The 15,037-nt window shown below is 41.6% G+C and carries 11 protein-coding genes; 5 read left to right on the top strand and 6 right to left on the bottom strand.

Annotation, left to right across the window (positions count from 1 at the left end; translation table 11 throughout):
* Entirely contained in the window at positions 1–1,602 is a 1,602-nt protein-coding gene (locus FAZ19_RS21695; protein ID WP_136822865.1) for a calcineurin-like phosphoesterase C-terminal domain-containing protein, read from the top strand.
* Between the two features lie 304 nt (positions 1,603–1,906).
* On the opposite strand, the gene chrA is transcribed toward FAZ19_RS21695, so the two are convergent.
* From chrA to FAZ19_RS21675, 4 genes are all read right to left on the bottom strand, one after another.
* Positions 1,907–3,037 (bottom strand): chromate efflux transporter, encoded by a 1,131-nt coding sequence (gene chrA / locus FAZ19_RS21690; RefSeq protein ID WP_136822864.1) that lies wholly within the window; start codon positions 3,035–3,037, stop codon positions 1,907–1,909.
* 2 nt (positions 3,038–3,039) lie between these two features.
* On the bottom strand, positions 3,040–3,504 hold the full coding sequence (locus FAZ19_RS21685; protein WP_136822863.1) for a DoxX family protein: 465 nt from the start codon (positions 3,502–3,504) through the stop codon (positions 3,040–3,042).
* Between the two features lie 110 nt (positions 3,505–3,614).
* Positions 3,615–4,418: an AraC family transcriptional regulator gene (locus tag FAZ19_RS21680; RefSeq protein WP_136822862.1), complete on the bottom strand. Its 804-nt coding sequence runs from the start codon at positions 4,416–4,418 to the stop codon at positions 3,615–3,617.
* A gap of 116 nt (positions 4,419–4,534) precedes the next feature.
* Positions 4,535–5,725, bottom strand: coding sequence for an ATP-binding protein (locus FAZ19_RS21675; RefSeq protein ID WP_169305743.1), 1,191 nt, complete (start codon positions 5,723–5,725; stop codon positions 4,535–4,537).
* 365 nt (positions 5,726–6,090) lie between these two features.
* Here FAZ19_RS21675 and FAZ19_RS21670 point away from each other — a divergent pair, with 365 nt between their 5' ends.
* Entirely contained in the window at positions 6,091–7,401 is a 1,311-nt protein-coding gene (locus tag FAZ19_RS21670) for an ATP-binding protein (protein ID WP_136822860.1), read from the top strand.
* Between the two features lie 362 nt (positions 7,402–7,763).
* On the opposite strand, the gene FAZ19_RS21665 is transcribed toward FAZ19_RS21670, so the two are convergent.
* Entirely contained in the window at positions 7,764–9,182 is a 1,419-nt protein-coding gene (locus tag FAZ19_RS21665; RefSeq protein WP_136822859.1) for an MBL fold metallo-hydrolase, read from the bottom strand.
* A 90-nt stretch (positions 9,183–9,272) separates the two neighbouring features.
* Complete coding sequence (locus FAZ19_RS21660) at positions 9,273–9,470, bottom strand: hypothetical protein (protein WP_211245553.1); 198 nt, start codon at positions 9,468–9,470, stop codon at positions 9,273–9,275.
* Positions 9,471–9,654: 184 nt separating this feature from the next.
* Between FAZ19_RS21660 and FAZ19_RS21655 the strand changes: the two genes are divergently transcribed.
* The 3 genes from FAZ19_RS21655 to FAZ19_RS21645 all read left to right on the top strand — a co-directional run bounded on the left by FAZ19_RS21655 (position 9,655) and on the right by FAZ19_RS21645 (position 15,037).
* Positions 9,655–10,245, top strand: coding sequence for an RNA polymerase sigma factor (locus FAZ19_RS21655; protein ID WP_136822858.1), 591 nt, complete (start codon positions 9,655–9,657; stop codon positions 10,243–10,245).
* Between the two features lie 121 nt (positions 10,246–10,366).
* The gene (locus FAZ19_RS21650; RefSeq protein WP_136822857.1) at positions 10,367–11,530 is read left to right on the top strand and encodes a FecR family protein; all 1,164 of its coding nucleotides are present in this window, start codon (positions 10,367–10,369) and stop codon (positions 11,528–11,530) included.
* A 129-nt stretch (positions 11,531–11,659) separates the two neighbouring features.
* Positions 11,660–15,037: a TonB-dependent receptor domain-containing protein gene (locus tag FAZ19_RS21645; protein ID WP_136822856.1), complete on the top strand. Its 3,378-nt coding sequence runs from the start codon at positions 11,660–11,662 to the stop codon at positions 15,035–15,037.

The raw sequence follows: 15,037 nt of genomic DNA, 5'->3' as shown, positions 1-15,037 counted from the left end.
ATGAGACGTAATCTATCTATTATTTTAAGTAGCAGCATGCTGTTGCTTTCGGCATGGTGCCAAGCTCAGGAAATAGCAAAAGGAAGAGTTTACCACGACTTGAACAACAATGGCAAGTGGGATAAAAAGGAATCAGGAATACCTAACGTAGCGGTGAGCAATGGATCAGCTGTTGTATTAACGGATGCGAATGGGGCGTATCAACTTCCTGTAGGCGATGATAACATAATTTTTGTTATTAAACCTAGCGGCTATACATTGCCGTTTGATAGTGATTACCTGGCGAAATCGTATTACATCCACAAGCCGAAGGGATCTCCCACAAACCTGCAGTATGCGGGTGTAGCACCGACAGGTCCTCTTCCAAAAACAATCGATTTTGGCTTAACGGAAGCGAAGGAGGCTGATCAGTTCCGGATGCTAGTTTTCGGTGATCCGCAGGCGTATACGGAACAGGAATTGACTTTCTTCAATCGTGCGATCGTGGATGAAGTAGTGGGAATAAAAAATGTGGCTTTTGGGCTGAGCCTAGGTGATCTCGTTGGTGATGATTTAAGTCTACATCCGGGTTATAAAGCGAGTATCGCGCGAATTGGTCTTCCTTGGTACAATTTGAAGGGTAACCACGATATGAATTTTAATGTCGATGCCGATAGCCTGTCGGACGAAACATTCGAAGCAAATTTTGGTCCGGTTAACTATGCGTTCAACTATGGCAAAGTGCATTTTATTGTTCTCGATAATGTGCGGTATCCTAACCCCCGCACTGGTCGTGGTTATTTGGGTGGTTTTCGAAAAGAGCAGCTTGATTTTATTGAAAATGATTTAAAGCACGTTGCTAAAGACCGTCTAGTCGTTTTGGCATTTCATATTCCCTTAGATCATCGGAATGGAGATACGTTTAGGGCAGAAGATAGGCAGCGATTGTTTGATCTGCTAAAAGATTATCCACATACGTTATCCCTATCGGCACATATGCACACGCAAACCCAGCATTTCTATGGAAAATCCGATGGATGGCATCAGGAAAAGCCCCATCATGAATACAATGTCGGTACCACTTCAGGCGATTGGTATTCCGGGCAGTTGGATGAGCGCGGTGTTCCCATGGCGACTATGCGCGATGGTACGCCGAATGGATATGCGTTTATAGATTTTGATGCGCATAAGTACCAGATTCGTTACCAGGCGTCAGGAAAAGATTCGACTTATCAGATCAATATATTCAATCCGAAAGTTGTCGGGCAAGGCAAACGTACGCGCGCAGCTATATTTGCAAACTTTTTTATGGGCCATCACGGGAGTACAGTCGAGTTTTCCATTGACGGAGGTGCCTGGGGCAAGATGATGCCTACGCAATCGAATGATCCCGCCTATCTGGCTCTTTTATATCCCTGGGATAACCTGGATACACTTCTGCCTGGGCGACGTCCCACAGATGCAGTGATGAGTGCGCACCTTTGGCGGGTGGGCTTACCGATCGATTTAGCCATCGGTGAGCACGAGATCCGCGTACGGGCGCAGGACGATTATGGAAACATGCATGAAGCCGTTAGTACGTATGTAATCGAACCGACAAAGAATTATCCTGAGCTAAGATAAGCTAATATGGATGCGGATAGTTATTCTATCCGCATCTTCTATGACCATTACTAAAACCGTATACGGACGGCAGCAAGGTCACCGTAGCTAGTAGGAGCAAAATCCGTGTCATCAACAAAATCGTAGTATAATCTGGAAGTTCCGCTATTCGCCGTATATAGCAATGTAATCAATTCGTTCTGATCTGGAATGTACTCGATACCTTTTTTACCGGCTCTCCCCAAGACTGGTAATAATAAAAATGGAATTTCTACATTGGAGTAGGGACAGATTCGTGATTCCCGTCATCGGTATTTTTTGTTTTTTAAACGATTCTCAAAATATATCCCAAAAGTGATCCTCCCAAAATTATAAACGAACTATTGGCTCTTTTGAATTTTAAAACGATTATCGCACTTACAACCGCAATCAAAATAGTTCGCCAATCAGTAATAGTTTCTTTGGCCATTTCAAAACACACAGCTACAATAATTGCTACAGATGCTACATTGACAGCATCTAAAAAGGTGGAAAACCCTTTAGAATTTCGTAACTTTTTCATTATTGGATTGAGCAGTGCTACAAATACAAATGAAGGAAGAAAAATGGCAATAGTTGAGATAACGGCTCCTGCAAGTCCATTGAGTTGAAAGCCAATAAATGTTACAGATGAAAAAACAGGACCAGGCGTGAACTGTCCCACGGCAATGGCGTCCATTAATTGTTGTCTTGTCAATAATCCTGTTGCTACCAATTCTGTATCTAAAAAAGCAAACAAGACATACCCACTTCCGTAAAGTATGGAGCCGATTTTAAGGAATGTCCAAAATAATTGGGCATTCGTGGCAGTCCAGAAAGTTGTGTGTGTGATTTGCAGGAAAATAAGAGGTATTATACTTTGACACCTGGCGGACTTTTTGTTCTGAATATAAAACAGTGAAAGAGCCAGTAAACCCGCTCCAAACATTAAATAAATTTCATTAATACCAAACACGGCTGCTAACGCTACCACAACACCAATGTAACCTAAAAATACGGATTTGACAGACTTTCTTGCCAAAGGATAAACCGCCCCAATTATAATGGCAATGATGGCAGGTTTAATGCCGTAAATAAATGGCTGAACCTCAGGTAATTGCCCGTAATTACGATATAGCAATGCAAAAATCCCTGTAATGAATACGGCAGGTAGAATAAAACATAAGCCTGCTGTTATTAATCCTTTCCATCCTCCTTTGTCATAACCGATATGGATGGCCATTTCGGTGCTGTTGGGACCAGGAATAAGGTTTGTGGCTCCCAGCAAATCCAAGAAATGCTGTTCATTCATCCATTTTCGTTTTATGATGACTTCATCACGCATCAGGGCAATGTGTGCTGCAGGGCCTCCAAAACCGATAATGCCCAACTTTGCGAAGACTTTAGCAAGTTCTTTCAAATTTACTTTCTCTTCCATTCTTACTTTCTTAATTCGACTTCATCTATTTGATTTAAAGTGTCGGGGTTGAATACAAGGCTATCAATCGACCATCGACCTCCACCTTTTATCAATAGGAAGATGTTTCCCACGAGCATGGCCCAATCGGTTCGGCTTCCGTGCATCATTTCCCAAAATCCCTTTTCCGCTAAAACTTCCGATTTGGTGGCTGCAATGGCAACCAACATAATAGTAATCAATGGAATACTAGCCAGTCTTGTGAAAAGTCCAGTAAGGACAAGTATTCCACAGAGAATTTCAAAAGTACCTACAAAACTTCCTAAAAATTCGGGAGACGGTAAACCAATTTTTTCAAAACGCCCTGCTCCGCGAATAGCTGGGAATAAAAATTTCTGAATGCCTTCCGAAAGAAATACAGCACCTATCATGATACGAATAAGTATGGTGGTCTTTGATAGGTCTGTCTTGGTTATTTTTTGAAACATAATATGTAGATATTTTAATGAAATTTGGATTGTTATTTTGTTTACATTAAACAAATTTCGTACAATAGAAGGTGTTTTATACGGTATATTTGAAAATATCCTAGTGGCTTTTAGGTATTGCGAAATATAAGCGGGGTGACGCCCGTATAACGTTTAAAAAACTTTACAAAATGGGAGCTGTCACTAAAATTTAAATTGTAAGCTATCTCAGAGACACTGCATTCCGTATAAATTAACTGTCTTTTTGCCTCGCTGATAATATGCTCGGCAATTACCTCAGCCGCTGATTGGTTTAACGCTTTACGACAAATTGCATTGAGGTTTTGTGGTGTCGTGTGGAACTTTTCTGCATAGTAAGCGACACTGTTGTGCAAGTCGTTTGTCTGGTTTAGTAATTCCCGGAATGATGATATTATACCACTCGTTTTTTTATTGGTTTGAAGGGGCATGGGCTTTGAAGCAATCAAAATTTTTGCAAATAGTGCTTTCAATAATCCCTCCGTTACGATGAAGTCCTTCTCTAATGTAAGAAGATTGAACAATGCATCGATACTTTTGGTTTCCTTCAAATGAACACAGTTAAATACGCTTAATTTGGATAAATGTTTCTTCAGTTCATTATCGAGCGATTTCTCAACGAAGCCTTTTTTTAAGAGTAAAACATATCCCTCTGGCACATTGGTAATCTTCCAGTGGTGTACCTGTTCTTTGCGAACAAAAAATATGGTAGGTGGAGCTATCGAATATGAAGTGTGGTCAATGGTGTGTGAGCCGCTACCTTCGCGAAGGTAGATGATCTCAAAATAGCTGTTATGCTTATGGGGCTCGGTTGTGCGAATTTCCTTTCTAAACGACGAAACTTTTAATAGTTCCTCCGCTTCAATTTTATTTTTTATGGATATTGACTTTTTCAATTCGCTTTAGCTTCTTAAAATTCTGCTCGTAAAATTAACTAATTTGAGCTTATTCGAAAATGCTCACTGTATAAGCAATTATGGAAAGTCTGTGCTCGTGCTTAAGTAAATAAATTTTAGTATAGGAAACCGAAGAGCCAAAGCGGAATCTTTCCTACCGTTCCGTATTCTATGTCATCAATGGCCAAATACGCCTGAACTTCTGTCGCTATTTGTTTCGAATCTTTATTTTTTCCGCCGATTTCAAATGTGTATTGATTGTCTATCAGAAAGTCTCCCTTTTTTGGGTAAGAGACACGAAAACCCGCTCCTGCTAATTGAGAATAAAAAAATGTTTCTCTTAAATTTCCGATATTGGGTTGTCCCTCTGCTAGGGCCATGATTAAACTGCTGTTGTTCAGGAAAATTTTTTCCGGTTTATTCATAAGGGAGATGCCAAATGCAGAACTGCGCAGGTTGCGGACAAGCTGCGCTTTTTCCAAGAGATCTAGCATTTCAAGCAGTCTGCTTCTAGAAGTGACAATTTGCTCCGCTAGACGGGAAATGTTTGGTGTAAACGGCACCGCTGTAGAAATAATGTAGAGCAGTTTTTTCAGCTTGGACAAACTGCTTAGCTCGATTGGACGGGCCTCTGGGAGGTCATAGTCAATAATGACATTGATCAATTGTTGAATGCGCATGAGGTATTCGGCTTCTCCCTCCATCGAGAATGGATATGCACCATAGGTGAGATATTCGCGAAAAAATTTGAGCGGGGATGGTAAGAAGTTTTTAATATCATCCACGATGGCACGGTGGTTTTGTAATAGATCACTCAGGCTGTATATAGGGATGGATACTTTTGCCTTGAGTGCTATATATTCACGAAGTGACAGCTCAGGTAGATGATAGTGCAATAGTCTCCGGCTCAAATCTGCATTCGACTGCTGTAAGGCTAATATAGATGAGCCGGAAAGTACGATTTTTAATTGCGGCTTAAAATCATAAAGATTTTTTACTTCGGTTTGCCAATCTTCATATTTATGGACCTCATCCAGAAATAAGTATCTACCGCCTTCTTGATAGAACGTTTCGGCAACAGATAAGAGGCTATGTTGCTTAAAATATAAGTCATCCAGGGATAAATATAGCGTCTGATCAAGCGACAAGTTAGATTTTATATATTGTAGCATCAGAGTAGATTTTCCGGTACCTCTTGCTCCTTCGATGCATATCGCACGTGAATCCCAGTTGATTTTGTCAGATAGCCCACGCACAAAATTAACTTTAGTCTGTTGCAGTAGTTCCCTGTATTTATTTGCTAACATTTCCATTGTATCGTCAAAGGTACGAAAACTATTTAAAAACGTATCGCATGCGATACGTTTTTTACCTATAATTGTGATGTGTGCGGTACAATTTCTACATAGGAGGGGGAGATTAATGTTTGCATATTGTTGTTTCTATATTGCAAAATGATATTAATTTTGTAGTTTATAAAATACAAAAGTAGCGTCCGTAGAGCTCAGTTTGCTTCGCAGCTGCCTTCGGCGGTCGTTCGGTTAGCACCGGTGCTCTTGCTTAAGTAACTGTATAGTAAAATACTAATTCTTTGTTTAAATAAAATATGTTATTTTTGTAACGACCATTAACTTAACGAACATTAACTTAATGGTTGTTAAGTAAACTGCATATGAAATTCTACAACAGACATAACGAGCTTGTATTGCTGGAAAGCAATCTTAAGCGATCCGTTGAAAACGCTTGTTTTCAGGCTATAATTGGCAGAAGGCGTGTTGGCAAGACCTCCCTGTTGATTGAATCCGTTAAGGGAAAGAAATATCTATATCTTTTTGTATCCCGTAAAAATGAAAACCTGCTGTGCCAGCAGTTTCAGAAAGACGCGGAGCAGATGCTTGGACTCCGGATCTTTGGTACAGTGAGTTCTTTCAGAAACCTGTTTGAGCAACTTTTGTTATTTGCAGCAAAAGAACATTTTACGCTTATAATTGATGAGTTTCAAGAATTTGAAAATGTAAACCCTTCAATATTTAGTGATATTCAGAATTTATGGGACCAATATAAAGCTCAGGCTAAGATTAATCTAATCGTCTGCGGATCCGTATACTCTCTAATGACTAAAATATTTGAGCATAATAAAGAGCCGCTGTTTGGTAGACTGACTTCAAAAATGATTGTTCAACCATTCAAGGTGAATGTAATTAAGGAGATATTACGGGATTATAATCCAGATTTCGAGCCAGAAGATTTACTTTGTCTTTACATGGTTTCAGGCGGAGTAGCCAAATATATTGAACTCCTAATGGATGCCGGAGCCGTTACGAAAGATCAAATGCTGGATATGATTGCCCGGTCGGATTCTCCATTCTTAGGTGAAGGAAAGGATATTTTGATCACCGAATTTGGTAAGGAATATGGTACTTATTTCTCTATACTCCAATTGATTGCTTCTGGAAAGAACACACAGAGTGAAATTGATTCCATTATCGAAAAAAATACAGGATCTTATCTGAACAACCTCGAAGAGCATTATTCACTGATTGTGCGCAACAAACCTATGTTTTCCAAACCCAATAGCCGCAAAAGCAGATGGAGCCTTAAGGACCATTATCTTAGCTTTTGGTTTAGATTCATATACCCGCATCAGTCGCTTATTGAAATAGGACGATTGGACCTGCTCCGTGAATTTGTTAGCAAAGGATACGAACAGTATAGTGGACTGATATTGGAACAATATTTTCGAGAAAAGATAAGCTTAGAAGAGCGTGTGACAGAAATAGGTAACTTTTGGGACAGCAAAGGTCAAAATGAGATTGATATCGTCGCCTTGAACCATCTCGACAAGACTGCAACGCTAGCTGAAGTGAAAAGAAATCCTAAGAAAATAGATTTAAGGATACTAGAACAAAAATCTAAAGCTTTGCAGAAAGAACTTGCGTTATTCCAGGTCAGGTTTCTAGGCCTGTCTATGGAAGATATGTAGGTATCGTAGAACTCACTTCCTTCGTAAAATGCCTCCCCTTTAAGTTGCAATTCTACTTGCTCACGCTCGCCAGGAAAGGGCTGGACAGGCAGCAGCAACCAGGAAGGAGAATTTAGTATCAGTACAATGGCACTAGGTGGTTAATCTGGAAAATTTGCTCAAACAACTCTATTGGCTACAATTAATGAAAAAATTTGTAAAGAACATGGACAGGGATATCCCACTGCACTTACAGCAAATTATATTTTCCTCTAGCGATTCCCGTACGAGCAGGGCAATCAGCCCGCTCGTCAAAGAGAGAAGCTGAAAAAGATCGCCCCCAAGATTATATACTTCCAATTTTTAGCTTTAAATGTTATTGATTAAAGCATAGTTGTTGGACAAACGTAATCGCTTACCTTGAGTTGACCGGATTCTTTTATTGCTGTAAATCCGCCCTGAACGTCAATCAAATTTTCATAACCTCTTGCTCTTAGGATAGAGTTGAATATCATAGAACGATAACCACCCGCACAGTGTACATAATAGATTTTGTCTTTGCTTACTTCGGCAATATGATCATTGATATAATCTAAGGCTATGTTTTCGGAACCAATCACATACTCTGAAAAATGTTCGCTTTTTTTGCGAACGTCTAAAATATTTAGATTTGGATCTTGTTCCATTCGCCTTACCAATTCATTAACTGGAATAGATTCGATGGTATCGGTTTCTTTTCCTGCATTTTTCCACGCTTCAAATCCGCCTTTTAAATAGCCAATGGTATTGTCGTAACCAACACGAGCCAAGCGGCTAACGATTTCTTCTTCACGGCCTTCGTCCGCAATCAACAAAATGGTTTGTTTGATATCCGGAATTAGTGTTCCTGCCCAAGGTGCAAAGTTGCCATCGATACCGATATTGATGGAATTCGGAATAAATCCTTTGGCAAAAGTCTGTGCATCACGAGTGTCTAATAGCAATGCGTCGATTTCGTTTGCAGTAGCTTCAAATTCTGTTGGGTTTAAAGCCTGTGTTCCTTTATTCAATACTTCATCGATACTTTCATAGCCTCTAATATTCATCAAAACATTTTCTGGAAAATATCCCGGAGGAGGCATCAAACCATCCAATACTTCATCGATGAATTTTTCTTTGCTCATAGGCTGTAAAGCATAGTTGGTTTTCTTTTGATTTCCTAAGGTATCGGTAGTTTCCTTGCTCATATTTTTGCCACAAGCCGAACCTGCTCCGTGTGCCGGATATACGATAATATCGTCTGCCAACGGAATGATTTTGTTGTATAGAGAATCATATAAATGAGCAGCCAATTTCTCTTGTGTCAGATCAGCAATAACTTTTTGTGCCAAATCGGGACGACCAACATCTCCAATAAACAAGGTGTCTCCTGTAAACAAGGCTGTTTCTTTGCCTTCTTCATCCATCAGCAGGAAGCAAGTACTTTCCATGGTATGTCCGGGTGTGTGGAGCACTTTGATGTGGACATCTCCGACGTTTAAAATTTCACCATCTTCTGCAACATGTGCCTCAAATTCCGGTTTTGCGGTAGGGCCAAAAACAATGGTTGCTCCGGTCTTACTAGCCAAGTCTAAATGACCACTTACAAAGTCAGCATGAAAGTGCGTTTCCAATACGTATTTAATCTTGGCACCATCTTTTTCTGCTTTTTCAATATAAGGTTGTACTTCACGAAGTGGATCTATTACAACTGCTTCGCCATTACTTTCGATATAATAGGCTCCTTGAGCTAAACATCCTGTATAAATTTGTTCTACTCTCATGTCTATGTTTTTTAATGTTTTAAATTTTATAATACAAAATTATAATCTGCTTATAACCTATACAGTAACATAAGTTACAAGACTTCGTTTTTATAAGAATAATTCTTTGATAAGGATATAGATTCCCATAAGCAGTACAAACCAACCGAATGCGGATTTAAGTTTGTTGCCTTCTGTTTTTTTAGATAGAAAAATTCCGATAAAAATTCCAACAACAGATAATCCGGTAAACCCTAAAAGGGATTTCGCAGCGATGATAAATAGGGAAGTCCCTACGGCTAATTTCATCGGCATTTTTGCGAGTAAAACCAGTGCAGGAATAATAAATCACCTGTTTCCACAACTAACCATGGAACTTCGAACTACCGACCACTTATCTCCTGCAAGGGGAGGCTTCAATATTAATAATTACTTAATACTAACTCAATATTAGCGTAGTAGCAACTGTTTATTTTTGCCTCTGTTTATAATTATGGCAAAATATGGTTCACAGTGCACGGACGAAATGCTTCTGGATTTGATCCAACAGGAGGACGACCGCACAGCTTTTGCCAAGCTATATGACCGCTATTGGAAGATGCTAATCGATATGGTGGGAAAACGTGGCCTATCCATGGAATCTGCAGAAGAAATTGTGCAAAATGTTTTTGTGGATCTTTATCTTCGCAGGAAAAGTATTAAAGTGAATTCGCTGGAAGCATATCTCCGCGCCGCCGTAAAATACCAGTTATACAAAACCTACCGTGCGCAGCAGGTGCATAACAATTATGTAAGTTCGGCAATTTATACCGAACAGACGCAACCCCTAACACCTGATAAGGCACTTGAAACCAAGCAACTTCAGGAAGAAATATCTCGGACAACCGAAAAAATGTCTAGTGTCTGCCGCGACGTTTTTTTACTCAGCCGCATTGATCAATTATCAAACCAGGATATAGCTTATAAACTGGGCATATCGCTCTCGATGGTTCGGAAACACATTACAAAGTCTATGAATATCATGCGCGCGCAGTTCAAGGGCTACCCCATCAACCTAATTTTGGCCTGTATGCTATTCTTTTAATGAGTTGCTGTATGTGGTATCGTGTTGATAAATAGCAGGTTGTCATTGGGCTGAAAATTTTCTTAAAAAAACGTTCCCGCTTTTGTTCCGCAGAGGTACTCCACTATATAAAGCGATAACAATGGACGACAAAAATGCCCGTATCCTATCATTAATAGATAAATTTGATAAGGGCCTGGCTACAGACGAAGATGTGCAGGAACTGGAAACCTGGTTCCAGTCATTTGAAGACCATCCAAATATTACCGATAAATTGACGACCGGACAGCAGCAAAAGGCGAAGGCTAGGTTGTTCCAACGCATCGATAAGACTATTGAGACCAGATTGGCAGAAGAATACCATTCGCCCTTGCAATCAAATAAGTCGGTATCGCTATGGACAAAAGCCATGGTAGCAGCAAGCGTATTAATCATTTCAACGTTAGGTGGCTATCTTCTTCTAAATAAAAGTTTCGAGAAGAAGCAGGCGATCGCTACCACCATTACAGATTTTGCCCCAGGCGGCAACAAAGCGATACTGACCTTGGGAAATGGTAAACAAATTATACTAAACGATGTCCAGCACGGGGAACTTGCCAGTCAAGGCAATACAATCGTCCGCAAGGCAACGGACGGCACAGTATCATACGACCAGCAGGGCGACGGGAAGTCTAACATTCGGAATACCCTCAGCACGCCACGGGGCGGCCAATACGGCCTTGTACTCTCCGATGGAACAAAAGTATTCTTGAATGCGGCGTCATCAATCAGCTACCCCGCCTCGTTTACCGAAAATTACCGGGAGGTCGAAGTGACTGGAGAAGCTTATTTTGAGGTTGCCCACGATGTTCGTAAACCATTTCGGGTAAAAATGAGTACACAAATGGTAGAGGTATTGGGTACGCATTTCAACGTGAACACTTATCAGAACACGGGTGCCAGTAGGACAACGCTGTTGGAAGGTTCGGTGGCTATTACCACTGCGGGCCAAGCGAAAATTCTTAAACCAGGGCAACAGGCGGTCGTTACTAAGACCGGCATTGCGGTTAGCGAGGTTGATGTTGCGGAGGTTACGGCATGGAAAGACGGATTTTTTGACTTTACCGATGCGGATATTCAGACCGTGATGCGGGAGTTGTCGCGTTGGTACGACCTAGACGTCGTATTTGAGGGCCCCCAAACCAAAGAAACTTTTACGGGGCGCATTCCCCGTTCCTGGTCTTTTGCTAAGGTTATGAAAATTATGGAGACTTTTAAATCTAGCCACGTAAGGTTAGAAGGAAGGAGGATAATGATAAGACAATAATTCTACGTTTAATCAAAATGGATACCATATACAACGAAAAAGCCAGAAGTGCTTGCAACACAACTGGCCCATGTCTGCATATGGTCAAATGAATTTCGAGATACAAATAACTTTTTCACAGACAAACAAATGTATAAAAAATATACGCAAAAAAAGGGCGGGTGGAACAGCCATGTCCGAAAATTACTACGCATGACGAAGCTAACGTCTTTCTTTTTACTGGTGGGAATGCTACAGGTCAATGCAGCTGCAATTGCACAAAAGATCAGTCTTTCTGAAAAAAATGCCTCCCTTGCCAAGGTCTTCAAAAAGATCAGCCGACAGACTGGCTATGGATTTATGATCGAGGGAGCCATTCTGAAAGCCGCAAAACCAGTCAGCCTTACTGTTGAAAATGGTGAACTGGAAGCCGTGTTGACAACGATCTTTAAAGACCAGCCCTTAAAATTCACCATCGGCGAGCAAGCGGTGATCGTATCAAAAAAAGCAAATTTAACGCCCTTGAATACGATCCGCAATAACGGGAAATCGCCAAATATGATCCTGCAACAGCTCGGTCGTATCTCCGGAAAGATTGTGGACGACCGAGGCGAACCGTTGGCCGGTGCAAGTGTAAAAATCATGCAAACCAATAATCAGCGACAGAGCAGCGTAGATGGGAGCTATAACTTCAGTATTGCACCCGGTAGCTACACCATCGAAGTTAGCTATATCTCTTTCCAGACCAAACGCATTACTGAAGTGCTGGTGAAAGAAGGGGAACTAACCCAACTCACGATAGCTCTGAGTGCTGCCATAAATGAGGTCAGCGGGGTTGTCGTAACCGGTAGTTTCAAAAAGGAAAGTGTAGCCGGATTATACGCACGACAGAAAAATGCGGCAACGGTGACCGATGGGATTTCGGCAGAACAAATTGCCGCAACACCGGACAGAAATATAGGCGAGAGCTTAAAACGAATAACCGGATTAAGTACCACCGATGATAAAAACGTCGTGGTGCGTGGTGCTGCAGAACGATATAACATGGCGCAGCTGGATGGTATATTGCTGCCCAGCACTACGGTAATGAGCCGGAATTTTGACTTTTCCATCGTACCTACTAATCTGGTAGAGAGTGTAGTAGTGAGCAAATCTGCTACCCCCGATATGAACGCTGGTTTTGCAGGGGGCCTCGTTCAGGTTAATACCATTTCTATTCCCCAAAGTAATTTCCTAAGCTTCAGTCTGGGTAGCTCCTATAATTCCAGGTCTACCGGTAAAGACTTTTATGGTTACCAGCGTGGAAAATATGATTATTTGGGTTTTGACGACGGTAGCAGGAATCACTTTCCCGAAGGACTTAACGATATGTCTAATTTTAGGCCTGGTAATGCGCCCAACAGCACACCTGTTGCAGAGGTAATCGAACAGAATCGCAGAATCGGCGGGACAGAGCGTCTGGGAAGTAGGGTATTTAAGGCGGCACCTTCTCAAAATTACCAGTTCAGCATTGGCAGAATTTACGACCTGTCGCAGCAAAGAGGGAATAAATTCGGGTTTGTCGGTTCGGTAAGCTACCGCAATACACAAAGCATTGACGATATCACCAATATTCGCCGGGGAAACTGGAGCGTTGTCGAAAATCCGGAGGATCCGAACGATCTCAACACCGGTGGAATATATAGTTTCAATACCACGCTTGGCACCATGCTGAACGCAGGGTACAGAGATGGCAAGCATCAGATTACATCTAACAATTTCTACTCACGCGTCTTTAGCGAGCAAATGGAACGGATCACCGGTTGGACGTTTTCGGAACCGAAAGATGAAAGCACATATCGACACCCAGTTATCCGCGAAGATGACCGCCCGGTATTTACTAATTTATTGCAAAATAAGCTTAGCGGCGAACATGTGCTGGGTAGGGTAAAATTGGACTGGAATGTGGCCAGAGTTACGAGCCATTCGGAGGAACTTGATGCGGTTACGGCGCTCTTGATGCCTGAGGAGTTGGCCAATGAAGTACGGTACAACTATATCCCTGGACAGGCTACTACTTCTGGCGGAGGAGGTGTCGCTCAACGCGATAAGTACGTCTACAGCGAGCGAAACCTCACAGCAGGATTAAATGCGACTTTTGATTTTAATATTTATAACCAAAAGCAGTCCCTTAAAGCCGGACTCTACCATTTAGACCGACATGCAAGCTATGAGTGGACGATACTGCCTATCGTGAGTTTTGCGACATTAGCCGACCCTTACAAAGACAGGCCGCTACAAGAATGGGGAAATGATATGGGTATGGAAAATCCCAGCAAAGATCCCTTTTACATGCCCAGTAGTTACCACCAGGACAAGTACGAAGGTAAAGATGTGAACAGGGCAGGCTACCTGATGATGGACAATAAAATTGCAGGCAAACTGCGGATGGTTTGGGGAGCCCGATATGAATACCTCAGGTATGACAGTCTGCAGAATAGCATGAATATGCAATGGACACCCGAAGTTACCCTTCGTGATAGTGTAAGATGGCGTTTGCTTCCTTCTGCACATTTAACTTATACACCTATAGATGACTTCAATATTCGTGTTTCCTATGCCAAAACGGTAGTGAGGCCGTCGCTGATGGACAACTCCCGCTTCTCGCGTTACAATGCCTATTTGGGAAGAATGCAGGTCAATCTGGGACTGGAGTCGACGGCTATTGACAACTTTGATGTCAAGCTGGAATGGTTCCCCAACCCGGGAGACATCCTCTCTATTGGTGCATTCTATAAATATTTTGACAAGCCTGCAGAGTTTTATGGTACCAACTCGATTTCAGGAACAGATAGGTTATATGTCTTCACCAATAACTCCGACTGGGGAAAGATCAGGGGAATGGAAATGGAATTTAGAAAGTCCCTTGGCTTTATAGCGCCCGAGGTCGGCGTCTTACGAAATACTACATTAAGCGGTAATATCACCCTGCTCAAATCAGAAGTGCGGTCCAGGGAATTGCGGTATGAGCAGGACGATGCCGGCAATCAAGTATCGTACTATATCTATCTGAGAAATAAGCGTCCGCTTTATGGACAGGTGCCTCTTACATTGAACGGCGGACTAAACTATACAGGCAAACACTTAGGGTTTAATGTAACATTTAACCATATGGGTTATAAAACTTTTATCACTGGTGTGAGTCCGAATCTGGTAGAGTATGAAAGGCCAAGGAGCCAGCTGGACGCACAGGTAACTTACAGGTTCTTTCATGACAAAGCTCAGTTTAAGCTTAATATGAGCAATCTTACGGACGCCCCTTACCGCTTTTTTGTAAATAGTGGAAAAACTTATGAATTGAAGACAGACGAGTTTAAGGTTGACCAGGAATGGCATGACATGTATAAATACAAATTTGGGTTTACAGACAAGTTTGAAGAAGGCTATAGTACCAAAGAGAACGGCTATCCAGAGCAGATAGGCGATGACCAGAGTTTTACGCGTTACATAGGCCGTAGTTTTAGCCTTTCTCTTTCTTATAATTTTTAA

This window comes from Sphingobacterium alkalisoli, from assembly GCF_005049105.1.
Taxonomy (GTDB): Bacteria; Bacteroidota; Bacteroidia; order Sphingobacteriales; family Sphingobacteriaceae; genus Sphingobacterium; species Sphingobacterium alkalisoli.
Note: the sequence above shows the minus strand (reverse complement) of the source record. Positions and strands in the feature narration are given on the sequence as shown.

Coding starts and splice junctions, on each gene's coding strand:
- FAZ19_RS21695 (WP_136822865.1), top strand. CDS start 1: ATGAGACGTAATCTATCTATTATTTTAAGTAGCAGCATGCTGTTGCTT.
- chrA (WP_136822864.1), bottom strand. CDS start 3,037: ATGGAAGAGAAAGTAAATTTGAAAGAACTTGCTAAAGTCTTCGCAAAG.
- FAZ19_RS21685 (WP_136822863.1), bottom strand. CDS start 3,504: ATGTTTCAAAAAATAACCAAGACAGACCTATCAAAGACCACCATACTT.
- FAZ19_RS21675 (WP_169305743.1), bottom strand. CDS start 5,725: ATGTTAGCAAATAAATACAGGGAACTACTGCAACAGACTAAAGTTAAT.
- FAZ19_RS21670 (WP_136822860.1), top strand. CDS start 6,091: ATGAAATTCTACAACAGACATAACGAGCTTGTATTGCTGGAAAGCAAT.
- FAZ19_RS21665 (WP_136822859.1), bottom strand. CDS start 9,182: ATGAGAGTAGAACAAATTTATACAGGATGTTTAGCTCAAGGAGCCTAT.
- FAZ19_RS21660 (WP_211245553.1), bottom strand. CDS start 9,470: ATGAAATTAGCCGTAGGGACTTCCCTATTTATCATCGCTGCGAAATCC.
- FAZ19_RS21655 (WP_136822858.1), top strand. CDS start 9,655: ATGGCAAAATATGGTTCACAGTGCACGGACGAAATGCTTCTGGATTTG.
- FAZ19_RS21650 (WP_136822857.1), top strand. CDS start 10,367: ATGGACGACAAAAATGCCCGTATCCTATCATTAATAGATAAATTTGAT.
- FAZ19_RS21645 (WP_136822856.1), top strand. CDS start 11,660: ATGTATAAAAAATATACGCAAAAAAAGGGCGGGTGGAACAGCCATGTC.